22 protein-coding genes are annotated in these 24,221 nt (G+C 68.3%); 17 read left to right on the forward strand and 5 right to left on the reverse strand.

What is annotated here, in order from left to right:
• Positions 1 to 38: 38 nt before the first annotated feature.
• The 3 genes from ggt to OXU32_00360 form a co-directional block, all read right to left on the reverse strand.
• Complete coding sequence (gene ggt, locus OXU32_00350; protein ID MDE0072421.1) at positions 39 to 1,796, reverse strand: gamma-glutamyltransferase; 1,758 nt, start codon at positions 1,794 to 1,796, stop codon at positions 39 to 41.
• A gap of 50 nt (positions 1,797 to 1,846) precedes the next feature.
• Positions 1,847 to 4,219, reverse strand: a complete 2,373-nt coding sequence (locus OXU32_00355; protein MDE0072422.1) for a DUF5916 domain-containing protein — start codon at positions 4,217 to 4,219, stop codon at positions 1,847 to 1,849.
• A 227-nt stretch (positions 4,220 to 4,446) separates the two neighbouring features.
• Positions 4,447 to 5,652 (reverse strand): hypothetical protein, encoded by a 1,206-nt coding sequence (locus tag OXU32_00360; GenBank protein ID MDE0072423.1) that lies wholly within the window; start codon positions 5,650 to 5,652, stop codon positions 4,447 to 4,449.
• Positions 5,653 to 5,879: 227 nt separating this feature from the next.
• On the opposite strand from OXU32_00360, the gene OXU32_00365 reads away from it, so the two are divergent.
• Entirely contained in the window at positions 5,880 to 7,250 is a 1,371-nt protein-coding gene (locus tag OXU32_00365; GenBank protein ID MDE0072424.1) for a HupE/UreJ family protein, read from the forward strand.
• 1 nt (position 7,251) lies between these two features.
• On the opposite strand, the gene OXU32_00370 is transcribed toward OXU32_00365, so the two are convergent.
• Positions 7,252 to 7,893: a hypothetical protein gene (locus OXU32_00370; GenBank protein ID MDE0072425.1), complete on the reverse strand. Its 642-nt coding sequence runs from the start codon at positions 7,891 to 7,893 to the stop codon at positions 7,252 to 7,254.
• Between the two features lie 360 nt (positions 7,894 to 8,253).
• Here OXU32_00370 and OXU32_00375 point away from each other — a divergent pair, with 360 nt between their 5' ends.
• Complete coding sequence (locus OXU32_00375; protein MDE0072426.1) at positions 8,254 to 8,697, forward strand: DUF4399 domain-containing protein; 444 nt, start codon at positions 8,254 to 8,256, stop codon at positions 8,695 to 8,697.
• Between the two features lie 6 nt (positions 8,698 to 8,703).
• Here OXU32_00375 and OXU32_00380 read toward each other — a convergent pair whose 3' ends face one another.
• Positions 8,704 to 9,096 (reverse strand): prepilin-type N-terminal cleavage/methylation domain-containing protein, encoded by a 393-nt coding sequence (locus OXU32_00380; protein MDE0072427.1) that lies wholly within the window; start codon positions 9,094 to 9,096, stop codon positions 8,704 to 8,706.
• Between the two features lie 276 nt (positions 9,097 to 9,372).
• On the opposite strand from OXU32_00380, the gene OXU32_00385 reads away from it, so the two are divergent.
• The 15 genes from OXU32_00385 (at position 9,373) to dxs (ending at position 24,218) form a co-directional block, all read left to right on the forward strand.
• Entirely contained in the window at positions 9,373 to 10,671 is a 1,299-nt protein-coding gene (locus tag OXU32_00385) for a citrate synthase (protein MDE0072428.1), read from the forward strand.
• The gene (locus OXU32_00390) at positions 10,668 to 11,546 is read left to right on the forward strand and encodes an MBL fold metallo-hydrolase (GenBank protein ID MDE0072429.1); all 879 of its coding nucleotides are present in this window, start codon (positions 10,668 to 10,670) and stop codon (positions 11,544 to 11,546) included. The genes OXU32_00385 and OXU32_00390 overlap by 4 nt, the downstream gene beginning before the upstream one ends.
• A 238-nt stretch (positions 11,547 to 11,784) precedes the next feature.
• The gene (infC, locus tag OXU32_00395; protein MDE0072430.1) at positions 11,785 to 12,282 is read left to right on the forward strand and encodes a translation initiation factor IF-3; all 498 of its coding nucleotides are present in this window, start codon (positions 11,785 to 11,787) and stop codon (positions 12,280 to 12,282) included.
• 3 nt (positions 12,283 to 12,285) lie between these two features.
• A complete protein-coding gene (rpmI, locus tag OXU32_00400; protein ID MDE0072431.1) occupies positions 12,286 to 12,483 on the forward strand; it encodes a 50S ribosomal protein L35 in 198 nt (65 codons plus the stop codon).
• A 21-nt stretch (positions 12,484 to 12,504) separates the two neighbouring features.
• Positions 12,505 to 12,867, forward strand: coding sequence for a 50S ribosomal protein L20 (gene rplT / locus OXU32_00405; GenBank protein ID MDE0072432.1), 363 nt, complete (start codon positions 12,505 to 12,507; stop codon positions 12,865 to 12,867).
• 30 nt (positions 12,868 to 12,897) lie between these two features.
• The gene (locus OXU32_00410; GenBank protein MDE0072433.1) at positions 12,898 to 13,929 is read left to right on the forward strand and encodes a phenylalanine--tRNA ligase subunit alpha; all 1,032 of its coding nucleotides are present in this window, start codon (positions 12,898 to 12,900) and stop codon (positions 13,927 to 13,929) included.
• A complete protein-coding gene (gene pheT / locus OXU32_00415) occupies positions 13,926 to 16,337 on the forward strand; it encodes a phenylalanine--tRNA ligase subunit beta (GenBank protein ID MDE0072434.1) in 2,412 nt (803 codons plus the stop codon). Before OXU32_00410 ends, pheT begins: the two co-directional genes overlap by 4 nt.
• Positions 16,303 to 16,620, forward strand: coding sequence for a hypothetical protein (locus OXU32_00420; protein ID MDE0072435.1), 318 nt, complete (start codon positions 16,303 to 16,305; stop codon positions 16,618 to 16,620). The genes pheT and OXU32_00420 overlap by 35 nt, the downstream gene beginning before the upstream one ends.
• Positions 16,613 to 16,924 carry a cell division protein ZapA gene (locus tag OXU32_00425; protein MDE0072436.1) on the forward strand — a complete coding sequence of 104 codons (312 nt, stop codon included), beginning with the start codon at positions 16,613 to 16,615 and terminating at the stop codon, positions 16,922 to 16,924. Before OXU32_00420 ends, OXU32_00425 begins: the two co-directional genes overlap by 8 nt.
• Before the next feature lie 187 nt (positions 16,925 to 17,111).
• On the forward strand, positions 17,112 to 18,704 hold the full coding sequence (gene rny, locus OXU32_00430; protein ID MDE0072437.1) for a ribonuclease Y: 1,593 nt from the start codon (positions 17,112 to 17,114) through the stop codon (positions 18,702 to 18,704).
• Positions 18,701 to 19,603, forward strand: a complete 903-nt coding sequence (locus OXU32_00435; protein MDE0072438.1) for a bifunctional 5,10-methylene-tetrahydrofolate dehydrogenase/5,10-methylene-tetrahydrofolate cyclohydrolase — start codon at positions 18,701 to 18,703, stop codon at positions 19,601 to 19,603. Before rny ends, OXU32_00435 begins: the two co-directional genes overlap by 4 nt.
• Before the next feature lie 7 nt (positions 19,604 to 19,610).
• Positions 19,611 to 20,981 carry an exodeoxyribonuclease VII large subunit gene (xseA, locus tag OXU32_00440; GenBank protein MDE0072439.1) on the forward strand — a complete coding sequence of 457 codons (1,371 nt, stop codon included), beginning with the start codon at positions 19,611 to 19,613 and terminating at the stop codon, positions 20,979 to 20,981.
• A complete protein-coding gene (gene xseB / locus OXU32_00445) occupies positions 20,981 to 21,253 on the forward strand; it encodes an exodeoxyribonuclease VII small subunit (GenBank protein ID MDE0072440.1) in 273 nt (90 codons plus the stop codon). Before xseA ends, xseB begins: the two co-directional genes overlap by 1 nt.
• The gene (locus tag OXU32_00450) at positions 21,250 to 22,191 is read left to right on the forward strand and encodes a polyprenyl synthetase family protein (protein ID MDE0072441.1); all 942 of its coding nucleotides are present in this window, start codon (positions 21,250 to 21,252) and stop codon (positions 22,189 to 22,191) included. The genes xseB and OXU32_00450 overlap by 4 nt, the downstream gene beginning before the upstream one ends.
• A 104-nt stretch (positions 22,192 to 22,295) precedes the next feature.
• Entirely contained in the window at positions 22,296 to 24,218 is a 1,923-nt protein-coding gene (gene dxs, locus OXU32_00455; GenBank protein MDE0072442.1) for a 1-deoxy-D-xylulose-5-phosphate synthase, read from the forward strand.
• Positions 24,219 to 24,221: the final 3 nt, after the last annotated feature.

The following is a 24,221-nucleotide window of genomic DNA, read 5'->3' on the forward strand; positions in this document are numbered from 1 at the left end:
GAACGGGGAAGCCGGCCTTGTCTTGCCGGGTGGGTCGGCTACCGGTTCGCGAACACCGGGGCGGCCTGGGGCATGGCCATGCCGTCGTGGCGTGATTCCGAAGCGCCGTAGTGCACGCCGGTGCCGTCGCCCATGACCGCCTGGCCGTAGCCGAAGCCGCCGGTCCGCGGAGGCCGCACGCTGATCTCGTGGCCGAGCGCGGTCAGCTCCGCGCGCACCCACTCCGGGATCATCATCTCCATGTTCACGTCGCAGCCGTCGAAGCTGCCCTTGGTGAAGCGGCCGGCCTCGTGCGCCTGCTGAATGTTCATCCCGTAGTCGACGATGTTGGCGATGAACTGCGCGTGCGCCTGCGGCTGGTTGAAGCCGCCCATGATGCCGAAGCCGATCCGCTCGCCGCCCTCGTTGTTGACCATCAGGCCCGGAATGATGGTGTTGAGCGGCCGCTTGTGCCCTTCGAGCACGTTGGGATGGCTCTCGTCCAGCGTGAACAGGGCGCCCCGGTTGTGGAGCATGAAGCCCGTGCCCGGCGGCACCAGCCCGGAGCCGAAGCCCGAGTAGTTGCTCTGGATGTAGGAGACGATGTTGCCGTCCTTGTCGATCGTGGTCAGGTAGATCGTGTCTCCGCCGTCCTCGTTGTCGAGCCCTACGAAGCGTGACGGCTCGACCGAGCACATGGCCCGGTTCATGTCGATGAGTTGGGCGCGCTCCCTGGCCCGCTCCTTGTCGAGCATTCCGGCGACCGGAACCTTGCTGAAGCGCGGATCGCCGACGTAGGTGATCATGTCCGCGTAGGCCAGCTTTTTGGACTCGATCATGACGTGCAGGGCCTCGGGGCTGTGGAAGCCGTACTCGCCGAGGGGATAATTCTCCATGATGTCGAGCATCATGAGGGCGGCGATCCCCTGCCCGTTAGGGGGCATCTCGTGCACCGTCCACCCGCGGTAGGTGGTGGAGATGGTCTCCGTCCACTCGGGCTCGTACTCCGCCAGGTCATCCAGCGTCATGGTGCCGTCGAACTCGTCGGAGATGGCGATGATCGCCTCGGCGGTGGGGCCCTTGTAGTAGCCGTCGCGGCCATCAGCGACGATGCGCCGCAGGGTGTTGGCGAAGTCGGGGTTCTTGAACACTTCGCCCACCTTGGGCGCCCGCTCGCCGTCTACCAGGTAGGTATGGGCGCTGTTGGGGTGCTGCTGGTGCATGTCGACCGACCCCGCCCACATGCGCCCGGTGACCTCGTGGATGGGAAAGCCGCTCTCGGCGTACCAGATGGCCGGCGCCAGGATGGTGCCGAAGTCGAGGTTGCCGAAGCGCTCGCGCATGGCGTCCCAGCCGGCGATCACCCCCGGCACGGTGACCGAGTGGATGCCGCGGCGGGGCATGCTCTCGTGCCCCAGTTCCTTCAGGTACTGGGCGTCGAGGGCCGCGGGCGACCAGCCGCTGGCGTTCAGCCCGAAGATCTCCTCGGTCTCGGCCAGGTAGATGATGGCGAACAGGTCGCCGCCGATTCCGTTCGACGTGGGATCCATGAGCGCGAGCGCCGAGTTGGCCGCGATGGCCGCGTCGATGGCGTTTCCGCCCTGCTCGAGGATCTGCACGCCCACCGACGACGCCAGCGGGTTGTTGGTCGCGACGATCCCCATCTCGGTGTTGACCACCGAGCGGCCGGTCACGGGGAGCGGGACCTCGCCGCCCTCCATCGCTGCCTGCTCCATCACGCCCTGTGGCGCGCAGGCGGTCGCGAGGGTCAGGCAGACGAAAGCGGCGAAGTTACGGACGGGACGGGAATACCGCATGCATCAACCTCCGGGCGAAAAGCGGGCGGGCGCCCGGGGGCGCCCCTCGATCACAGTCGAAATGTGTAGTTCAGCTTCAGGGCTCCGCCCCTCGAGAGGGTCATGAACCTGGGATCCGCGCGCGGGTCGAAATCCAGCCCACTGCATCCGGAACCCGCTCCGTACAGGGAGCAGTCACGCCAGTTGTGCGTGTACACCAGGTAGACGTCATTCCCGGGCTCGATGATCCAGCGCAGGCGCGCGAACAGGCCGATGATCTCGCTCCGGCTGTCGTACTGAAGCTGGTTGGTGAGGCTCATCCAGGGGCTCGGATTCCACTCGGTCTCCAGCTCGTACAGGCTGGTGGTGAAGTCGCCGGTCGGAAGTTGCGCATCGTTGTATTCGATGTTGGTCGAAATGTTGATGCCCGGGTTGGGACGGAACGAGACCCGCCCCCCGTAGCGGGTCCGGTCCCCGTCCCAGAAGCCTCCGGTGGTCACGGATCCGTAGAGGGACACCCGCCGCCGGCCGGCGGTGTTGCCGCGTATCGAATACTCCCAGTTGGTGTAGTCGCCCGGCAGAATGTCGACCCCGTCCACGATCTCGTAGCCGAAGTCGAGGAACTCGTAGACGCGCTTGGCGTTCACCGAGAAGCCGTCCCCGCTCTCGAACCGGACGCCCAGCAGGTTCAGGTCCCACTCCCGCTCTTCCACGATCCCGCTGCCCAGCTCCTCCAGGTGCCGGAACTGCACGGAGAAGTCCAGGCTCCGGATCCAGTCGATGGACGACGGCCTGGGGGACCAGCCGATGCGCGGCTCGACCCGGCGGAAATCGTTGCGGGGAACGAAGCCGACCGCGGGGCTGTAGTCGTCTCCGAACTGTCGGTAGGAGACATGCCCGGACCAGATGTCGTTGGGCAGGTTCAGGCGAAATCCGTGCGCGGACAGATCCGTTGTGGTTCGGACCACCGTCGGGTCCGGATTCGAATTCCAGACGTAGAACGCTTCGAGTTCCAGGTTCTTGTTGCCCAGGAAGTTGCGCGTGTTGAAGGCGAGGTCCATACCCGCCGTGTGGCGATCGCCCGGCGCCACTCCCGACTCGCCTTGCAGCGGGCTGGCGGCCGACGTTGCGCGCCGCGTGTAGATCGCTCCGATGGTCGACTGCTCGAAAATGCGCCTCTTGACGCGGGCCACGGAGAACTGCTCGCGCGTGAAGTCCTGCAGGATCCCCTGGGTATCCGTGTATTCGTGGTTCCCGGTCCCGATCTGGTAGAACCCGATTTCGTAGCTGCCCGCCTGGCCGGTCATGCGGGTTCCGTACTCGATGGGTATCTCCTGCCCCGCGTTCAGGCCGATGCGGCGGGAGAAGAACGGCTGCGGGTTGCTGCGCGGAGCGAAGCTGAAGACTCCGGAGCCCTCCAGGAAGAAGGCGCGCCGCTCACGGAAACGCTGGGGAAAGCGGGTCAGGTTCACCCGGCGCTCGTCGCTCTCGACCTCGGCGAAATCCGTATTGATGGACGCGGAGGCGCGCAGGCTGGGCGTGATGTTGTAGTCGATGTCGAGGCTGATGTCCTGATGAAAATCCCGCGGTTCCGCGGCGGTCGGGACGTTGCGCCAGGCCCCGATCCCGGAACCCCGCAACTCCAACCCGTACCCGCGCTGGATTCCCTGCGTGCTGATTCCAACCAGGTCGCCCGCGAAGATCGGCTTGTTCAATCCCTCGGTTCGCCGCCATCCGCGCCACAGGATCTCCTCGTTGTTGCGGCGGATGGTGCGCTGGAAATTGATGCCCCAGTGGTCGGCGTCAGGGTCGAAGTTGAGGGTGCGGAAGGGGATCTGGATCTCGGCGGACCAGCCATCGGGCCGGCGGAAGGTGCGCGCCTCCCAGATGCCGTCCCAGGCCTTGTTCATGCCGCCGCCGCCGAAACCGCCGCCGCCACCTCTTCCGCCACGCCCCCCGCCGCCGCTACCGGTGATGAGGCCGTCCCCCATGAGGCCGTTGGCGTTGATCTCGAAGAAATACCCGGTGCGTCCGTCGTTGAAGGTGTCCAGGATCCACATGAAGCGGTCGTCGGTCATCAGGGGCGCGTCCCGCTGCATCTGGTAGGCGAGAATGCCCTCCGGATCGTCGTACAGGATGGCGCTGATGTAGATGTTTTCCTCGTCGAAGAGGACCCGCACTTCGGTCCTCTGGGAGGGGACTCCGCCCTCGACCGGCTCCTGCTGCGTGAAGTCGGTGATCGGAACCGCGCGACCCCAGCTGGCTTCGTCCACCCGGCCGTCCAGGCTGATGTCCATCTCGGGAAGGACGGTTTCCGCCTCGAGCACTACCACCGCGGCCCCTCCGTCAGGAGGATTCTGAAGCTGCTGGTCCTGCGCGAGCGCCGGAGACGCCACCACCGCCGCACCCAACGCCAGGTATACTGCCCGGCTAATCTTCGACATGAATTTCAGGTCCTGGATTTCAGGAATCGTGAGGCCCTGGCCGGGACAGTTGGGCCCCGACCCCGCGGCATCCGCCGCGCGCCATTTCAAGGACACGCCGAAGGCGAGGAATGTTGGGGAGCTGCATCGCCACATCCCCGAGCGTGTCGTGGCGCGGACCGGACCCGAAAAAGGGCCCCTCCGCGAGAGCGGCGAAGGGGCCCCGAAACTGCTGAGAGATTCAACGATCAGCCGCCGCTGGGCCAGGCCGGACCCATGTTCATTCGGGTCACTTCACCCATGCCCGTGTAGACGAACTTCTGCACCCGCTTCCCCTCGTAGGTTTCGGTGGTGAAGATGTTGCCCTGCGAGTCGGTGGCGATGCTGTGCACCGCGAAGAACAGGCCGGGCTGCCGCCCGCCGTCGCCGAAGCTGTACAGAACCTCCATGGTCTCACGCAGGATCACGTACACCTTCATGTTCTGGCCGTCCGCGACGTACATGTAGGTCTGCTCGGCGTCGGGCGAGAAGGCGACGTCCCAGGTGGAGCCCTGCGACAGGGTCTGGGGCGCGATGAACACCTCGTCCACATAGGTGCCGTCGGTCTGGAATACCTGGATGCGGTCGGAGGCCCGGTCGCACACGTAGACCAGCCCGTCGCGCGACGGATCGGCGCAGTGCACCGGTCCGCGGAACTGCTGGGCGGGCGGAATGTCCGGCGAGTAGGGCATGAACTCGTACTCGTCGTCCGGCTCGTTGCCGTAGGCGCCCCAGAAACGCTTGAACTCGCCGGTGTCCATGTCGACGACAACCACTCGCTTGTTGAGATAGCCGTCGGCCATGTAGGCCTCGTTGGCCGCGGCGTCGAAGGCGATCTTGGCGACCCGGCCGAAGTTCTCGGTGTCCATGCTGTTCTCGCGCATGCCGGAGCGGCCGATCTGCATGAGGAAGTCGCCCTCGCGGGTGAACTTCACCACGTGGTTGTCCTGGCCGCCGTTGCCGCCGATCCAGACGTTGTCCATGTGGTCGACCACGATCCCGTGGTTGGAGGTGGGCCATTCGTACTCGCCGTCTTCGGTGGGTCCGCCCCAGGCGTTGACCAGATTACCCTCCGGGTCGAACTCGAGAACAGGGGGAGCCGGCTGGCAGCACTCGCTCAGCGGCGGGTCCTGGGCCAGCCCGATCTCGGTGCGCGCCGCGAACTGGTCCGGAGTGTTGCGGTGCACGATGTAGACGTGGTCTCGCGAGTCGACCGCCACGCCGATGGTGGCGCCGAGCAGCCAGTGGTTCGGGAGCGGCTTGGGCCAGAAGGGGTCGACCTCGAACATCGGCGCCATGCCGTCGCCTCCGTCCATGTCCATCGACATCTGGGCCGTCTGCATGCCGGCGTCCGCGCAGGCGGCTGCGACGACGACGAGAATCGCTGCGGCAAGAAGATTGCGTGCTCGTGTCATCCCTTCATCTCCTTTGTCGAAAAAGGCTGGATCACCAGCGCCAAGACGGATCTGAGACAGACTGACAGTATACGGCGTTGATGCCGCGCGCGCACATTCCCGGGCACACGGCGGTCGGCTTGTTCGCGGAAGGCCGCGGCGGTTACGATTCCTCCCCCTCCGGTCGCGTCGCAGCGGATTGCGGCGCCTGGCCAGGATTTCGGCGCGCCCCAGCTTCCCGGCAGCCCATGCGCAGAACCCACCTTGCCATCGTCGGCCTCGCCCTCGTCGTCGCGGGGGTGGTAAGCCTGACGCGTCCATCCGCGCCGCTCGAAGGGGCTCCGGTGCCTCACGACATTCCCGCCGACGCCATCGTGCGCATGTTCGTGAAGCCCGAGGACGACCGCCTGCGGCTCCTGGTGCGGGTGCCGCTCAACACGATGCAGGACATCGTCTTCCCGACCTTCGGACCGGGCTATCTCGACATTCCCGAGGCCGAGGACGAGATCCGGCAGGGCGCGATGCTCTGGATCGGCACGCCGCTGCAGCTCTTCGAGAACGGGGAGCGGCTTCCCGCGCCCGAACTCGTGGCCGCGCTCGTGTCAATTCCTTCGGATCGCTCGTTCACCAGCTACGAGGCAGCGCTGGCGCACGTCACCGGCCCGCCGCTTGCCCCCGAGACGCAACTCGTCTGGCAGCAGGCTCTTCTCGACATCCTCCTTGAGTACCCCATCGCGTCCGCCGACTCCGATTTCTCGATGGACCCCGGGCTGGAGCGGCTTGCGCTGCGGGTGAACACGATCCTGCGCTTCCTGCCCGCGGAGGGCGCGGAGCGGCTCTACCAGTACACGGGCCACCCCGGGGTCGTGCGCCTGGATCCCCGCTGGCACCAGGCGGCGTGGCGCTTCGTGGTGCTCGGCTTCCAGCACATCCTGGACGGCATCGACCACCTGCTCTTCCTGCTCTGCCTGGTCGCGCCGCTGCGCAGGATCCGCTCGCTGGTGATTCTCGTCACCGCCTTCACCGTCGCGCACTCGGTGACGCTGGCGGCCTCCGCCTTCAACTTCGCTCCCAACACCCTCTGGTTCCCGCCGCTGGTCGAGACCCTCATCGCCGCCTCGATCGTCTACATGGCGCTCGAGAACATCGTGGGCACCAAGGTGAAAACCCGCTGGATCATCACGTTCGCCTTCGGCCTTGCCCACGGCTTCGGGTTCTCGTTCGCGCTGCGCGAAACCATGCAGTTCGCGGGGTCGCACCTGGTGACTTCGCTGCTGGCGTTCAACGTGGGGGTGGAGCTGGGTCAGCTCGCGGCACTGCTGATCATCGTGCCGGCGCTGGAGCTGCTCTACCGCTTCGCGATCAGGGAGAAGATCGGCAACATCCTGCTCTCCGCACTGGTGGCGCACACGGCGTGGCACTGGATGACGGAACGGTGGGGCGTGCTCACCCAGTACACGTTCCGCTGGCCCGTCTTCGACCTCGGGCTCTTGGCGCGCACCCTGGCGCTGGTGGCGCTCACGCTGGCGGTGATGGGCGCCACCTGGCTGGTGATCGGCTGGATCCGGCGGCCGCAGGAAAAGGGGGTCGCCGAAGAGGACGCCGCCGCGCGGCGCTAGCTTAGCTGCCGATCCCGAAGCAGTAGAAGAAGCCGTTGCCGCCCGTGCCCTGCAGGTCCTCCTGGCCACAGCCGCGCGAGGCGTGCGCCGAGTTCCAGGAAGTGGGGTTCTGCCCGCCGCCCACGCGGTCGTGGTGGCCGACCAGCGCGCTGCCGTCGCTGCCGTTGCTGGTCCAGTTCTCGCAGGTGGTGTCGCCGTCCGCGCCGGAGGCCATGCCGTCCATGGTCGAACCGGTGATGATGTCGTGCATGTTGGGCGAGTCGCCGCGGCCGTTCACCTCAGCGCCGCGCTCGGTGAGCGAGTTCTCCTTGCCCAGCAGGTTGCTCTCGGAGTGGAGGTCGTCCACGTCGCGGGCGACCATGGTGCCGGCGTAGTTGTACCAGGGGCCGTCGCCGATGCGGTCGCGGGCGTTCTCCCCCGATTCGCCGGTCGTGCTCAGGTAGGCGCGCCAGATCAGGTCGCCGGCGCCCACCGCGTAGGCGCGATCCTGGCAGATCTGATCGGCTCCCTGCAGGCCGCCGAGATTGGCTCCGTCGCCGGAACCGGCGCTGGTGAGGAAGAAGTTCATCTGCGCGCTCTGCGCGTGTGCGGCCTGTGCGCCGGCGGCGAGCGTCATGACGAGGATCGGGAGTAGCTTGCGCATGCGTCATCTCCTGGTGCTGTGGTGGCCGGCATGTCGGGATGCTGGCTGCGCGCAAGCCGGGCGCGCGACCGCATCGATGGCTGCGGGGGCCTGGAATCGCCGAATGAGGACAGTAGCAGATTGGGCGACCTGGCCCCTCCCGGCAAGATCATTCCACCTTTCCGGATGCCCCGCCGGACGGCTGTCCGGCATGATCGTCCGCCGGCCGTCCGGGCCTCCCGGGTCTTGCCGGGCGGCAAGGTGCGGATCAATACTGGCACGGACGGTGGCCGAGCGTCGGCCGCCCCGGAAACCGCCAACCATTCCCCGCCAACACGGATGGTACTCATGCCAGGAACTCGCAGATGGAGCCCGTGGTCGTTGGCCGCACTTCTCGCCGCGCTGGGCTGTGGTGGCGGGGGAGATGCGGGTGACTCGATGGACGAGGGCGGGATGGCCGAAGAAGCGGCCGCCATGGACGACGCCATGAGGGTCCACATCACCGAACCCGCCGACGGCGCAACGGTCGACGGCAGCTCCGTCCGGGTGGTCTTCGAGGTCGACAACCTCGAGGTCGTCGAGGCGGGAGTGATGGACCCGGGCACCGGGCATCATCACCTGCTGATCAACGCCGACCTCACGCCCGCCGACCAGCCTATCCCCGCGGTCGAAGGCAGCTACGTCCACTTCGGTCTGGCCCAGACCGAGTACGAGATGACGGATCTGGAGCCGGGCGACTACACGATCATCGCGGTCGTGGCGGACGGCTTGCACGTGCCGCTGCAACCCTGGGTGATCGACACGGTTCGCTTCACCGTTCGGTAGGATCGCCTATCGGGTGCAGGCGATCTCCCCGGGTCCCCCCGGACTCCCCAGCGTGGTCGCCGTCGCGTCGCCGTAGTAGACCGAGCACCCGTCGTCGTCTTCAAAGGCCTCGTGGGCCGCGGTTGCGGACCAGCCGGTACCCGATGCTTCCGTGACGGTGACGGTCACCCGGTCCGAGGAAGAGAACTCGAGGTCGTCGAAGTCGTTCGAGTAGGTCAGTTCGTCGGCGTAGTGGATCTCCTGCTGGGTGGCCAGGTTCCTGAGATCCGCCTGCATTGTCGCCACGAAGGCCCGGTCGCGCGCCGCCGTCAGCCGGGGAATCGCGATCGTGGCCAGAATGCCGATGATCAGGGTGACGAGAAGTAGCTCGATGAGAGAAAACCCACTTGAATTGCGCATTGCCCCTCCCTGGAGATGATCCGTTCGCGCGGTCGCGGCCGCGCTTCTCGATGGCACCTTCAATCGAAACACGAGAGGCCGGGCGCCTCCATGGCTGGATGGGGCGTCCTCGGGGAAGCCGGACGCGCGCGGCTCGCATCTACCGCGCCGCTTGCGCTCCGGGTTAGACTATCCGTCGGTGGGAGCTGACGCGGAAGCGGGTTCCGCGGCTACCGGAGACCCGCGCAACCCAAACGACATGCACCGGCTCGACCCGAGCCCGTGCGGAGAGCGGACATGGACAACGGCGGGGCGCAGAACGGCACTCTTTCGATCACCGACAATCGTACCGGCGCCGAGTACGAGGTCGACATCCTGGAAGGCGACGTGATCCGGGCCATGGATCTGCGCCGGATCAAGGTCCGGGACACCGACTTCGGCATGATGGCGTACGATCCCGGCTTCTCGAACACGGCCAATACCCGCAGCACGATCACCTACATCGACGGCTCCAAGGGGATCCTGCAATACCGCGGCTATCCCATCGAGCAACTGGCGGGAAGGGCCACCTTCCTGGAGGTGGCCTACCTGATCCTCAAGGGCGAACTGCCGACGGATGCCGAGCTCGACGCCTTCCGCGACGAAGTCAGGATCCACACCTACATCCACGAGAACCTGACCAAGCTGATCGACGCGTTCCGCTACAACGCGCACGCGATGGGCATGGCGATCAGTACGGTCGCGGCGATGTCCACCTTCTATCCCGAAGCCAGGAACATCCACGATCCGGAGAATCGCTGGAAGCAGATCGTGCGCCTGATCGCCAAGATGCCTACCATCGCGGCCTTCACCTACCGCCATCACAAGGGGCTGCCGCTCGCGTATCCCGACAACAACCTCAACTACACGCAGAACTTCCTGTCGATGCTGTTCCGCATCGGCGTGCGCGAGTACGAGCCCCATCCGGCGCTGGAGCGCGCCCTGGAGGTGCTGTTCATCCTGCATGCCGACCACGAGCAGAACTGCTCCACGACCGCGATGCGGGTCATCGGCAGCTCCCAGTCCGACCCCTATTCGGCCCACGCCGGCGCGATGGCGGCGCTGTTCGGGCCGCTCCACGGGGGTGCCAACGAAGCGGTTCTGCGCATGCTCGAAGAGATCGGAAGCACCGATCACATCCCCGAATTCATGGAAAGCGTGAAGCGGGGCGAGCGGCGTCTCATGGGCTTCGGACACCGGGTGTACAAGGCCTACGACCCGCGCGCCAGCATCATCAAGCAGACGGCGCACGAGGTGTTCGAGGTGCTGGGCAAGAATCCGCTTCTGGACATCGCCCTGGAGCTTGAGAAGATCGCGCTGGGCGAGGAGTACTTCATCCGGCGCAACCTGTATCCCAACGTCGACTTCTACTCGGGGCTCATCTATCAGTCGATGGGGTTCCCGTCGGAGATGTTCCCGCTGCTCTTCGCCATTCCCCGCACCGTGGGCTGGCTTACGCAGTGGGAGGAGATGGTCAACGACCGCGAGCAGCGCATCGCGCGTCCGCGCCAGGTCTTCGTGGGACCCGAAGAGCGTCCCTACCCGCAAAGCGGTTGATCGAACTCCTCGACCTCGAACATCTGGGTCTTCAGGGCGCGATCTCGTCCTTTCTGCTGGAGGTCCCCGAGCCGGTCCTGGTCGATCCGGGACCCGCGACCTGCCTGGATGCGCTCCGGGTCCGCCTGGCGGAGCGAGGTCTCGCGATCTCCGACCTGCGCGCCGTCTTTCTCACCCACATCCACCTGGATCATGCCGGAGCAACGGGGCATCTGGCAGGTGAGAACGACGCGCTGACCGTGCACGTCCACGCGGACGCCGCGCCCCACATTGCCGACCCGGAGCGCCTGGTGCGAAGCACGCGGCGCACGTTCGGCGAGGAACACGACCGCCTGTGGGGGGAGGTGCGGCCGGTGCCGGCGCGCAACATCCGTCCGTGGGCGCCGGGGGAGCGCGCCCCGCTGCGGCTCCTGCGCCCCATCTCCACTCCAGGCCACATCGGCCATCACGTCGCCTGGCTGCACGACCGCGACGGCGTGCTGCTGTGCGGCGACGCGCTGGGCGTGATCCTCGACCGCCGCGCTCCCGTGCACCCGCCCACCCCGGCGCCCGGCGTGGATGCGGAGACCTGGCAGTCGACGCTGGAACGGGTGCGGATCTATGATCCCGACCGCTTCGCGGTGGCCCACTTCGGCATCTACGACGACTTCGGCGCCCGGCGGGAAGAGCTGAGCGAGGCGCTGGCGGCGCTGGAAGAGCGGGCGCGCGCCAGCCTGGCGACGGACGACCCGCGGCTCGCCGAGGAGTACGAGAGGGAGACGAGGGAACGGCAGGCGGCGGCGATCGGGCAGGAGAGAGCCCGGCGCTACTTCGATGTATTCAACGCGGCCAACGACTGGGCGGGAATGCGGCTTTACCTGAAGCGCCTCGCTTGACCCTGCGCCGCTCATCCCTATCTTTCGCCGTTGACAACGCGGAAGCGAGGATCGCACGTTCCCTCCACCTTCGGCGCCCGGCGCCGCAGGGTTACGAGACGGGCCGGCCGGCGAGCAGCGTCGATCGGCCGCCCGGCGTTTCGTGTCCCGGGGTGGCCCGGGTTTTTTTGTCCCACGATGCCCGCCGGAAGGCGGGTTCATTTGAACCACGGAGGAACAGGCCATAAAGGAACAGAGGATCCGAGTCAACGACCAGATCAGAATCAGTCCCGTTCGGCTCATCGACGAGCGGGGCGCCCAGGTGGGTATCGTCTCCATAGAGGAGGCGCGCGAAAGGGCCGGCAGGGCCGGCCTGGATCTGGTCGAGGTGGCGCCGGCCGCGCGTCCGCCCGTATGCCGGCTCATGGACTACGGGAAGTACAAGTACAACGCGGCCCGCAAGGCCAAGGAAGCAAAGAAGAAGCAGCATCACATACAGATCAAGGAAGTGAAGTTCAGGCCAGGCATCGAGGATCACGACTACGACTTCAAGGTCCGGCACGCCCGCCGCTTCCTCGGCGACGGCAACAAGGTGAAGCTGACGATGATGTTCCGCGGGCGGCAGCTCTCGCACCCCGAGATCGGGCTGGAGGTGCTGAGGCGGGTGACCGAGGACCTGGAAGAGGTTTCGAAGATTGAGACGCGCCCGGTGAGGGAAGGGCGCACCATGACAATGGTGTTGGCTCCGAGGAGTTAGATCGTGCCGAAGATGAAGACCAACCGCGGAGCGGCCAAGCGGATTCGCCGCACCGGCCGCGGCAAGCTCCGCAGGATGAGGGCGTACAAGAGCCACATCCTCACCAAGAAGACCCGGAAACGGAAGCGCCGCCTGCGTTCCGCCACGCTGGTGTCCGGCGCGGACGAGCGCAGGCTCCGCCGCCTGCTTCCCAACTCATAAGGCCGCGGGAGAGAGAACCCCATGCCCAGAACGACCGGCGCCCCCGCGCGCAAACGTCGCAAGAAGAAGATTCTCCGCCAGGCCAAGGGCTACTTCGGCGCCAGAAAGAAGCTGTACCGCACGGCGAAGGACGCCGTGGAGCGCGGCTGGGAGTACGCCTACCGGGACCGCAAGCAGAAGAAGCGGAATTTCCGGCGGCTCTGGATCACGCGCATCAACGCGGCCTCACGGCAGCACGACCTGTCCTATTCCCGGTTCATCAACGGCCTCCAGCGGGCGGGTATCGAACTCGACCGCAAGTCGCTGGCCGACCTGGCCGTGCGCAACCCGGAGGCGTTCGCTGCCCTGGCGGACCGCGCCAAGCAGGGACTGGCCGGTGCCTGAGCGCGGTTCGCGCGCCTAGTCCGACACTTCGTGTCCGAGGCCGGCTCTCTCGTTGACGAGCTCCGGGCGCTCGAACGGGAGGCGCGGGACGCCATCACCGGCACGAGCGATCCCGCTGCCCTGGAGCAGGTCCGGGTAGCATTCCTGGGCCGCAGGGAAGGGCGCGTATCGCGCATCCTGCGCCAGCTCGGCGGCCTCGGCCCGGAAGCACGCCCGGCCGTCGGCGCCGAAGCGAACCGGGTCAAGCAGGTGCTGCGGGGGGCGCTGGAAGAGCGGGAACGCCGCTTCGCACGGGAGCGCGCGGGCAGCGGTACGCCGGCGCGGGACCTCACGCTTCCCGGGCGGGACCGGTGGCGGGGCGCCCGCCACCCCGTCACCCTGGTCGTCGACGAGATCTGCGACATCTTTGCGCGCCTGGGGTTTACGCGCGCCCGCGGGCCCGAGGCGGAGACCGAGTGGTACAACTTCGTCGCGCTCAACACGCCCCTGGACCATCCCGCCGCGGACGAGCAGGACACCCTCTACCTGAAGGGCGGCGGGCTCCTGCGCAGCCACACCTCTCCGGTCCAGATCCGGATCCTCGAGCAGTACCGCCCTCCCGTGCGCATCCTCGCCCCCGGCCCGGCCTACCGGCGCGACACCTGGGACGCGACGCACGCGCCCGCGTTCTTCCAGATCGAAGGCCTGGCGGTGGACGAGGGCATCACCTTCGTGGACTTCAAGGCTACCCTTTCGGAGTTTGCGCGCCGGTTCTGGGGACCCGGCACCCGCATCCGCTTCCGCCCGGGCTACTTCCCGTTCACGGAGCCGAGCGCCGAGGTCGACGTGAAGAGGCGCGTGGTGGGAGCGGACGGCAGCGTCGAGGAGACGGCCTGGCTGGAGGTCATGGGGGCCGGAATGGTCGATCCGGCGGTGCTGGAGAACGTGGGCATCGATCCCGAACGCTATTCCGGGTGGGCCTTCGGCATGGGGCCCGCGCGCATCGCCATGCTCAAGTACGGGATAAACGACATCCGGATGCTCTACGAGAACGACATCCGCTTCCTCTCCCAGTTCGCATGAACGTCTCGCGCCGGTGGTTGCGGGCGGTGGCGCCAGGGCTCGACCTGAGTGCCGGGGAAATCGCGGCCCGGCTGGCGATGCGCGGCGCGCCCGTGGAGGGGATCACCGACCTGGCCGCGGAGATCGCCGGGGTGGTGATCGGCCGCGTGGAGCGCGTGCGCCGGCACCCGAACGCGGACCGGTTGTCGGTCTGCGAGGTCGACGGGGGCAACGGCACCGTGCAGGTGGTGTGCGGAGCGCCCAACGTCCGCCCGGGCGCCTGCTACCCCTTCGTGCCGGTGGGCGCCGTCCTTCCCGGCGAACTGCGCATCAAGCGCGTCCGCATCCGCGGCCAGGAGTCGCGCGGCATGCTCTGCTCGGCCCGCGAACTGGGGCTGGGCACCGAACACCGCGGGATTCTCGAGCTGGCGGGACAGTTCGACCCGGGAAGCCCTTTCGCCCCCACTGTCGGCCTGGACGACCACCGGCTGGATGTCGAGGTCTCGCCCAACCGGGGCGACCTGCTCTCCCACGTGGGCGTGGCGCGCGAACTGGTCGGTGAGGGCGGGATCCGCCTCGCCCAGCTCCCCGGAGCGGTCGAGCACGAGTTGGCGGTGCGCACCGGGACGCCGGCGGTGGACGGGGCGGGGGCGCGCGTCCGCATCGACGACCCACGGCAGTGCTGGCGCTACATGGCGGCGGTGGTGCGCGGGGTGCGGGTCGGCCCTTCCCCGGAGTGGCTGGCGTCCCGCCTGCGGGCTGCGGGCGCCCATCCCATCAACAACGTGGTGGACGCCACCAACTACGTGCTGCTGGAGCTGGGTCAGCCGCTGCACGCCTTCGATCTCGCGAGGGTCGCGGGACCCGAGATCGTAGTCCGGGGGGCTTGGCAGGGCGAGACGGTGCGGACACTGGACGGCGAACAGCGCGAACTCGACGAGGGAATGCTCCTCATCTGCGATCCCGAGCGGGCGCTGGCCATAGCCGGGGTCATGGGCGGGAGCGAATCCGAGATCGGCGAGGGGACCACGGACGTTCTCCTGGAGTGCGCGCTCTTCAACCCGAAGGGGGTGCGCGCGGTGCGGCGGGCGCTGGGCATGTCGACCGACGCCAGCCACCGCTTCGAGCGCGGAGTCGACCCTGCCGGGCTGGAGCGCGCGATTCGGCGCACGGTTTCGATCATCGTCGCGACTGCGGGCGGCGAGCCGGCGCCCACCCTCCTCGACGCCTGCCCCCGGCCCTGGCGCGCGCCGGTCGTGACGCTTCGTCCCGAACGGGTCGGGCAGCTGCTTGGCGTCCCCTTTGACACAGGCGACATCGTGAAGCTGCTCGAGCCGCTGGGCTACCGCTGCAGGCCCACCGCCGGCGCAATCGAAGTCGCGGTCCCGGGGCACCGGAGCTACGACACCCTTCGCGAGGTCGACCTGGTCGAGGAGGTCGCGCGCGTCCACGGGTACGACCGTTTCCCGGACAGCCTGGGCGCCTTCCGTCCGGGGACGGTCCCGGACGACCCCCTTCTGCGGTTGCACGACCGGCTCAGGACGATCCTGGTGGGCCGCGGGTTCCTGGAGGCGCACACGACCGCGTTTGCGCCCGCGGAGGAGGGGGAGGTGGAGGTGCTCAATCCGGTCTCCGCGGAAGAGAGCCGCCTGCGCCGGACCGTGCTCTTCGGGCTGCTGCACGCGGTCGAGCACAACTTCGCGCGGGGCGCCGCCGACATCCGGCTCTTCGACATGGGCGCGGTATTCGGCGCCGACGGGTCCGGCGGGTTGCCGCGCGAGACGAATCGGCTGGCGGTCGCGATGACCGGGCGGCGGCGGCCCCACCACTGGTCGGCCGGGGATCGGCCGTGGGACGAGTGGGAGCTGCGCGGACTGGCCGAGGAACTGGTCGCGGCCGTGCTCCCGGGGGAGTGCTCGGTGGAGCCCGGCACCTTCGACTCGACCTTCTTCGAGGAGGATTGCGAGTTTCTGGTGCGGGCGGCCGACGGCTCGGTGGTGGGCGGCGCCGGCAAGGTGCGCGCGGACCGGGTGGACGCTCCCGTCTGGGCCGGACCGGTCTGGGGGCTGGAGCTCGAACTGGGGGACGGTGTCCGGGGGCGGCCCGATCCGGCCATCCGCCCGCTTCCCGCCTTCCCGGCGGTGGAGCGAGACCTGGCCCTGCTGATTCCGGATTCGCTCCCGGCCCGGCAGGTGCTGGAGTTCCTCGAGAGGGGCGGAGGCAGGGATCTCGCCGGAGTGTCCGTCTTCGACCTGTTCCGCGGCGGGGATGTGCCGGACGGCTCCCGGTCCATCGGATTCCGCCTGCGCTTTCAGTCGGGACGCCGAACCCTCACGGACAAAGCCGTCGATCGCGCGGTGCGGCGTCTCATCCAGCGACTCAAGGAGGAGTTTGGTGTCGAACCAAGAGCAGGCGCAGCAGACTCCTGACGCTAGCGAGCCCTTCGCGCGCCTGGAGTCGGCGGTCCGGCGACTGATCCGGCAGAGCGCGGAGTTGAGGGCCGAACTGCGGTCGGCCAGGGAGCGAAACGAGGAGCTGATGGAGTTCCTCGCTCCCATCGCCGAGGGCGAAGCAAGCCCGGAGAGTGTGGTGGAAAGACTTCGCGCGGCCGAGCAGGAGAGGCGCGAGTTGGAGGGACGCCTCGAACGGGGCCGCGCAGTGGTGGAGAGGATGATGGCCCGCATACGATTCCTGGAGGGCCGGGATGGCTGATACCGACAAGGCAATATCCCATACGGTCGAGATCGCGGGCGAGAAGTACGCCATCCGGTCCACCGCCGACCGCGAGGAAGTCGAGCGATTTGCCCGTTTCCTGGATGAGAACATCAGCGAGGTCCACCGTCGGGCCGGGCTGATGGACTCATACAGGGCCACGATCCTTGCGGCCCTCTCCATCACCGCGCGGTACTTTGAGGCTCAGGCCGATCTGGCCGGTCTGCGGGCGCGGATGACGCGCCGATCCGGATCGCTCGCTGAGGAAGTCGAGGCCGAGTTGGCGGAGCACGCCGAATCCTGATCCCGCCTCATCGCTTGCGTCTGTCCGCTCCATCCTCATATTGTCACGAGCTTTAGAAGCATTCCGCCCGTCGCCTGCGGTACGGCGCGGGCACGGAATCGGTCAGGGTCGGCTTCGTCCTCGGTCGGAACGGCCCCACGGAAATGGAACTGGCAGGCGCGCGTGCGCCTGATCCGGAGCGCATACAATGGACCCGCAAAGCATTCTGCTTGCGGCGGTCGTGATGGCGCTCGGCTCCGCAGCCGGATATTTGCTGGGACGGGGCATCGAGCGCACCAGGCAGAAAAAGGAACGCGCCGCCGCCCGCGACGATGCGTCACGCATCATCGCCCGCGCCAACGACGAAGCCGACACCACCCTCAAAGCCGCCGCCCTACAGGGCAAGGAAGAGGTCTACCGGCTGCGCGAGTCCTGGCAGTCCGAGGAGGCTCGGCGCCGGGAAGAGGTCAAGACGCTTGAGCGGCGCATCGGCCAACGATCGGATTCCCTGGATCGCAAGTTCGACCGCCTGAACGAGCGCGAGACCCGCCTGGAGGAGGGCAAGGGGGCGCTGGAAGAGCGGGAGAAGACGCTCCAGCGCCGCAACGGCGAGCTGGACCGGAGGTTCGAGGAAGTCGAAGCCTCCGAGCGGTCGGTGCAGAGTACGCTCGAGTCGCTGGCCGGCCTCTCCGCCGACGAAGCCCGCGGCCTCCTGATGAAGAACCTGGAGGACGAGGCCCGCGCCAGGGCCGCCAGCACCGTTCGCGCCATCGAGGCCGAGGCGAAGCGCACGGGTGAGCGCGAGGCGCGCAAGATCATCGCCCAGGCGATCCAGCGCATGGCGGCGGAGCAGACCGCCGAGATGACGGTGTCCGTCGTGCAACTGCCCTCCGACGAGATGAAGGGCCGCATCATCGGGCGCGAGGGCCGAAACATCCGCGCCTTCGAGCAGGCCACGGGCATCGACGTCATCATCGACGACACCCCCGAAGCGGTCATCCTCTCGGGGTTCAACCCCATCCGCCGGGAGGTGGCCCGGGTCGCCCTCGGCAAGCTCGTCGAGGATGGCCGGATCCATCCCGCCCGCATCGAGGACCTGGTCAAGAAGAGCGAGAAGTCGGTCAAGCGGACGATGCTCGCAGCCGCGGAGGAAGTGCTCTACGAGCTGGGGATCCACGACGTGCACCCCAAGATCGTTCAGGCGCTCGGTCACCTCCGCTTCCGCACCTCCTACGGTCAGAACCAGCTGCTGCACTCGAAGGAGGTGGCGCTGCTGGCCGGAGGCATGGCCGCGGAAATGGGGCTCGATGTGCAGATCGCCAAGCGGGCCGGGCTTCTGCACGATGTGGGGAAGGGGATGACTCACGACCAGGAAGGGACCCATGTGGAGCTGGGATACGCGCTCTGCGAGAGGTATCGGGAGCCGGATCAGGTCCTGAACGCGATCCGCGCGCACCATGACGAGGAGCCGCACCGCTACGCGGAGACGTTCCTGGTGACGGCGGCGGACGCGATCTCGGGGTCCCGTCCCGGGGCGCGCCGGGAGATGTTCGACAGCTACGTCAAGAGGTTGGAGAAGATCGAGAACACGGTCCTCGAATATCCCGGAGTGGAGCGCTGCTTCGCGATCCAGGCGGGACGGGAGGTGCGGGTCATGGTGGAGCCGGAGCGGGTCTCCGACGACGAAACGAACGCGCTCTCGGAGAACATCGCGCGCCGTTTCGAGGAGGAACTGCGCTATCCCGGTCAGATAAAGATCGTGGTGATTCGCGAAACCCGCGCCGTGGGGTTCGCCCGATGAGCGCCGCCATCATCTCGGGAACGGAGATCGCGGGTGCGATCCGCGAGGAACTTCGGGCGCGGGTCGCCGTCCTGAAGGAACGGGACGGGCTGGTGCCCGGGCTCGCGACCGTGCTGGTGGGGGACGACCCGGCGAGCCACAGCTATGTGCGGATGAAGAACCGCGCCGCGCGCGCCGCCGGGATCCATTCCCGCCAGATCACCCTGCCTGGCGCGACCCCCGAGGCCGAACTGCTGGGACTGCTCGACGGGCTCAACGCCGACCCCGCGATTCACGGCATCCTCGTGCAGCTTCCCCTGCCGGACCAGATTCGCGACCAGGTGGTGCTCGACCGGATTCTGCCCGGGAAGGACGTGGACGGCTTCCACCCGGTCAACGTGGGCCGACTCGCCACCGGCGCCCCCGACGTGCTGGCCCCGTGCACGCCTGCCGGGGTGATCCAGATGCTGCTGCGCTCGGGCGTCGATCCCTCGGGCAGGCACGCGGTGATCGTGGGGCGCTCCAACATCGTGGGGAAGCCGATGGCGTCGCTGCTCATGCGCAAGGCGCCCGGGGGGAACGCCACGGTCACCGTCGCCCACAGCCGCACCGCCGACCTGGGTGCCGTGACCCGGCTCGGCGAGATCTTGATCGTGGCCATCGGGCGTCCCGGAACCGTCACCGGCGAGATGGTGCGCCCCGGGGCCACCGTGATCGACGTGGGCACCAACCGGGTGGACGATTCGACCCGCGAGCGGGGATACCGCATCACGGGCGACGTGGTCTTCGACGAGGTCAGGGAGGTCGCGGGCGCGATCTCGCCGGTTCCCGGAGGGGTCGGCCCGATGACCATCGCGATGCTGCTCTCCAACACGGTCGACGCCGCCGTGCGGCTGCACGCGGACGAAGGCCGGGGCTGAGCCGCCCATGGCCGCGCAGGACGGGCCGCTCGACCTCTTCCGGTACGCTGCGGGCGGGGAGCAGTCGGGCCCGGCCGCGGGCGCCCCGGTGGAAGCGTCGGCCCGGGCTTCCGGGAAGCGCGGCGGAGAGGCCGAGCCCTGGACGGTCGCGCAGGTGAACCGCCGGGCGCGGTTTCTGCTCGAACAGGGCATGTCGGCCCTCTGGGTGGCCGGTGAGGTCGGCAACTGGCGTCGGGTCGCCGCGGGGCACCGGTACTTCACGCTCAAGGACGAGACCGCGCATATCGGCGCGGTCATGTTCGCCAGCGACGCCCGCCGGCTGCCGGCCGATCCGGAGGACGGCACCCGGGTGCGGGCGTTCGGCTCGGTGACCCTCTACGAAGCGCGCGGACGGTACCAGTTGCGCGTGCGCCGGCTGACGGCCGAGGACGGTGAGGGGCTGTGGCGCCGGGCCTTCGAACAGGTGCGGCGCAAGCTGGCGGCGGAGGGGCTGATGGACCCCGCGCGCAGGCGCGCGCTGCCGGCGTGCCCGGCCTGCGTGGGCGTGGTGACCTCCGCCACGGGGGCCGCCCTCCACGACATCCTGTCGGTGATCGGGGCGCGGGCTCCCTGGACGCGTGTGCTGCTGAGGAGCGCCCGCGTCCAGGGGGAGGGCGCCGCGGACGACGTGGCGCGGGCCGTTGACGAGATCGGCCGCAGCGGACAGGCGGACGTCGTCCTGGTGGCGCGGGGCGGGGGTTCGCTCGAAGACCTGTGGGCGTTCAACCGCGAGGAGGTCGCCCGCGCCATCGCCGCCTGCCCGGTACCCGTGGTCTCCGCCGTGGGCCACGAAGTGGATGTCACCATCGCGGATCTGGTGGCCGACCTGCGCGCCCCCACCCCCTCGGCGGGCGCGGAGGCGGTGGTCCCCGACCGCGCGGTGTTGGCTCGGCGGCTGGCCGACCTGCGGCCGCGCCTTTCCACCGGCCTTCGGCGCTCCGTGCACCGCAACCGCAACCGCCTGGAGTCCCGCGCCGGCCGGCTCCGCCGGGGAATCGACGGCGTCATCGAGCCGCGGACCGCCCAGGTGTTCGGCCGCAGTCGGCGGATGGCGGCGGCGATGCGCGCCCGCCTCGGCTCCCGGCGTGCCCGGATGGAGAGCGCTTCCGGGCGCCTGGACGCGTTATCACCCCTTGCCACCCTCAGCCGGGGGTACGCGGTGCCGCTCGACCGCTCGGGCCGGGTGCTCAGGAACGTCGCAGGATTCCCTCGGGGATCCTCCTTCGACCTGCGGGTGGTGGACGGCCGCGTCGGATGCCGTGTGACCGGGACTCGTCCCGACGAGCGTGCCGTGGGGGGCACCGGTGGAAAGGAAATCACCGATCCGGAGCGGCTCTGATGGATGGGCGCGCCCGTGCTTTGGGAGACCCGGCGTCGTCGAGCCGGGATGCCGGCGATCCCCAGCCGTTGTCGGTGGAGGAACGACTGCGGCGTCTCGACGACATCGTTGCCGCCCTCGACGCCGAAGATGTCGAGCTGGAGCAGAGCCTCGCGCTCTTCGAGGAAGGAATCCGGCACGTTCGCGCGGCGGAACGGCTGCTGTCCGCGGCCGAGCTTCGCGTGGAGGAGCTGATCGAGGGCGAAGCCCGCCGGCGGGAAGACGCCGGGTGAGCGGGACCCCCGCTTCGCGGGAGATGCCGGGGCCGAGCGGCGACTTCGATCTGACATCCTTCCTGGACGAGCAGGGGAAGCGGGTAGGGCTGGCTCTGGAGCGAGCCTTGGCCGCTCTGACCCCACGCGTCAGTCCTTCCCTCGGTCCGGTGTTGCGGCATGGGCTGCTTACCGACGGCAAGCGGGTCCGGCCCATCCTGTGCGTCGCGGCATACGCGGCCTGCGGCGGCGAAGTCGAGGAGAGCTGCTACGATCTGGCCGCCTCCATCGAGATGATCCACGCCTACTCCCTCATGCACGACGACCTCCCGTGCATGGACGACGCCGAACTGCGCAGGGGATCTCCCACCCCCCACCGCGTGTTCGGGGCCCGGAGCACTGCCCGGGCCGCGGCAACGCTGATTCCGGGAGCCGCGCTGCAGGCATGGCGGGCCTCACTCGAACTGGGATGCCCGGACGAGGTCGCGCGAGAGATCGTGCGCACGCTGGCGCGGGCCGCGGGCGCGGGAGGAATGGTCGGAGGGCAGGCCCTCGACCTCGAGTCCGAGGGCCGGACCCTGTCGCCGGACCAGCTGGACCGGCTGCACGCGCTCAAGACCGGGGCGCTCCTGGCGGCGGCCCCCCGGATCGGCGGGCTGGCCGCCGGGGCCGGCACGCGCCGCATCGAATCCCTTGATCGCTACGGGCGCGCGCTGGGGCTGGCATTCCAGATAGCGGACGATATTCTGGACGCCACATCCTCGGCGGATCAGCTGGGAAAGCACCCCAGCGACCAGGCCCTCAGCAAGTCGACCTACGTCGGCCTCTACGGGCTGGACCGGGCCCGCGGTCGGGCGCTCCGGCAGGTCTCCCTGGCAAACCGGGCACTGGCGGATGCCGGCCTCGATTCCCGGCCCATGGCGGCCATCGCCGGATATGTCGTGCACCGCAGCCGGTAGAGGCTTGACGGCCCTCTGCAACAGCAGGCGCGAATCCGGTTATATTAGGAATTCGGTCCCGGCAATCGCGGGAGTGCGAAAAACCGCAGATGGAGTGAATTGGGGTGGCCATTCTGGACTACGTCAAGCGACCGGCGGACGTGCGCAGGCTCTCGCGTTCCCAGCTGCCGGACTTCGTGCGCGAGGTGCGCGAACGCCTCATCGATGTTGTCGCGAAGGTTGGGGGACACTTCGGGGGAAGCCTGGGCGTCGCCGAACTCACGGTGGCGCTGCACTACGTCTTCGACACCCCCCGCGACCGCATCGTGTGGGACACGGGCCACCAGGCCTACATCCACAAGATCCTCACGGGGCGGAACGACCGTCTGCACACCATTCGCCGCAAGGACGGCCTGGCTCCCTTCCTGCGCCGGGCCGAGTCGGACTTCGACGTCTTCGGAGCCGGACACGCCGCGACCTCCATCTCGGCGGCGGTGGGGATGGCCATCGGACGCGATCACAAGGACGAGGACTTCGACGTCGTCGCGGTCATCGGGGACGGCGCCATCGGGTGCGGGCTCGCCTACGAAGCCCTGAACAACGCGGGCGCGAGCGAGCGCAACCTCATCGTGGTCCTCAACGACAACGACATGTCGATCGCTCCCAACGTGGGGGCGATGAACAAGTACCTGAACGGCGTCATCACCAACCCCCTCTACAACCGGGTGCGCGATCAGGTGAAGGAGCTGATGCAGCGCGTCCCCACGACCATCTCCGACGTGATGCAGTCCGCCACCGGCAGGTTCGAGGAGAGCGTGAAGCACCTGTTCGTGCCCGGCATGCTCTTCGAGGAGCTGGGATTCCGCTACTTCGGGCCCTTCAACGGGCACGACATCCACATGGTGGTCAACACCCTGCAGCGGGTCCGCCGCATGAAGGGGCCGGTGCTGGTGCACCTCGTGACGCAGAAGGGGAAAGGTTATGAGCCCGCGGAGGAGGACCCCGTCAAGTGGCACGCGTCCTCCCCCTGGGACAAGATCACCGGGCTTTCGCCGAAGAAGCCGGTCGGGCTGCCCCGTTACCAGAAGGTCTTCGGCAGGGGGCTGACCGATCTCGCGGCGGAGGACGACCGCATCGTGGCCATTACGGCCGCAATGCCGAGCGGAACCAGCACCGACATTTTCGACAAGGCGTTCCCGCACCGCCACTTCGACGTGGGCATCGCGGAGGCGCACGGTGTGACATCGGCCGCCGGCATGGCCACGGAAGGGGTGCGCCCGGTGGTGGCCATCTACTCCACGTTCCTGCAGCGGGGCTTCGACTCCATCGTGCACGACGTCGCCCTGCAGGATCTTCCGGTGATGTTCTGCATGGATCGGGCGGGGGTGGCGGGCGCCGACGGCCCGACCCATCACGGCGCCTTCGACATCGCCTACATGCTGCTCGTTCCGGGAATGACGGTCACCGCGCCCAAGGACGGCGACGAGCTCATCGCCCTGATGAAGACCGGCCTGACCCACGACGCGGGCCCCTACAGCATCCGCTACCCGCGCGACGCGGTTCCCGCCGCGGTTCCGCCGACCTCGGAGATCGATGCGGTCCCGTACGGGAGCTGGGAAGTCGTGCGCGAGGGATCGGACATGGCGATTCTCGCGGTGGGAACCATGGTCCTGGAAGCGCTTTCAGCGGCCGACGAACTGGCTGCCGCGGGCATCGACGCGACCGTCGTCAACTGCCGCTTCCTGAAGCCCTTCGACGAGGAAGTGCTCGAGCGCGTGCTCGGCTCGCACGAGCGCATCCTGACGGTCGAAGAGGGTACCGTCATCAATGGCTTCGGAGCCTTCATGGCGCGCGAGATCCAGGCGCGCGCGGGATCGCGCCCGACCGTGAGGACGATGGGGTTGCCGGACGTCTTCATCGAGCACGGCGACAGGGGGCTGCTGCTGGCGGAGGTGGGACTGGACGCGGAGGGGATCGCGCGGGAAGCCCTGCGCCTGGCCGGGCGCAGCCCCGAAATCCGCGTGATGGCGACCAGAGAGAGCGCGTAACCC

It is taken from the genome of Gammaproteobacteria bacterium (assembly GCA_028819075.1).
Classification (GTDB): domain Bacteria; phylum Gemmatimonadota; class Gemmatimonadetes; order Longimicrobiales; family Gaopeijiaceae; genus BD2-11.

What these genes read in the sequence shown, in the direction of transcription:
- ggt (MDE0072421.1), bottom strand. Translation starts at nt 1,796, where the DNA reads ATGCGGTATTCCCGTCCCGTCCGTAACTTCGCCGCTTTCGTCTGCCTG.
- OXU32_00355 (MDE0072422.1), bottom strand. Translation starts at nt 4,219, where the DNA reads ATGTCGAAGATTAGCCGGGCAGTATACCTGGCGTTGGGTGCGGCGGTG.
- OXU32_00360 (MDE0072423.1), bottom strand. Translation starts at nt 5,652, where the DNA reads ATGACACGAGCACGCAATCTTCTTGCCGCAGCGATTCTCGTCGTCGTC.
- OXU32_00365 (MDE0072424.1), top strand. Translation starts at nt 5,880, where the DNA reads ATGCGCAGAACCCACCTTGCCATCGTCGGCCTCGCCCTCGTCGTCGCG.
- OXU32_00370 (MDE0072425.1), bottom strand. Translation starts at nt 7,893, where the DNA reads ATGCGCAAGCTACTCCCGATCCTCGTCATGACGCTCGCCGCCGGCGCA.
- OXU32_00380 (MDE0072427.1), bottom strand. Translation starts at nt 9,096, where the DNA reads ATGCGCAATTCAAGTGGGTTTTCTCTCATCGAGCTACTTCTCGTCACC.
- OXU32_00385 (MDE0072428.1), top strand. Translation starts at nt 9,373, where the DNA reads ATGGACAACGGCGGGGCGCAGAACGGCACTCTTTCGATCACCGACAAT.
- rplT (MDE0072432.1), top strand. Translation starts at nt 12,505, where the DNA reads ATGCCCAGAACGACCGGCGCCCCCGCGCGCAAACGTCGCAAGAAGAAG.
- pheT (MDE0072434.1), top strand. Translation starts at nt 13,926, where the DNA reads ATGAACGTCTCGCGCCGGTGGTTGCGGGCGGTGGCGCCAGGGCTCGAC.
- OXU32_00425 (MDE0072436.1), top strand. Translation starts at nt 16,613, where the DNA reads ATGGCTGATACCGACAAGGCAATATCCCATACGGTCGAGATCGCGGGC.
- rny (MDE0072437.1), top strand. Translation starts at nt 17,112, where the DNA reads ATGGACCCGCAAAGCATTCTGCTTGCGGCGGTCGTGATGGCGCTCGGC.
- OXU32_00435 (MDE0072438.1), top strand. Translation starts at nt 18,701, where the DNA reads ATGAGCGCCGCCATCATCTCGGGAACGGAGATCGCGGGTGCGATCCGC.
- xseA (MDE0072439.1), top strand. Translation starts at nt 19,611, where the DNA reads ATGGCCGCGCAGGACGGGCCGCTCGACCTCTTCCGGTACGCTGCGGGC.
- xseB (MDE0072440.1), top strand. Translation starts at nt 20,981, where the DNA reads ATGGATGGGCGCGCCCGTGCTTTGGGAGACCCGGCGTCGTCGAGCCGG.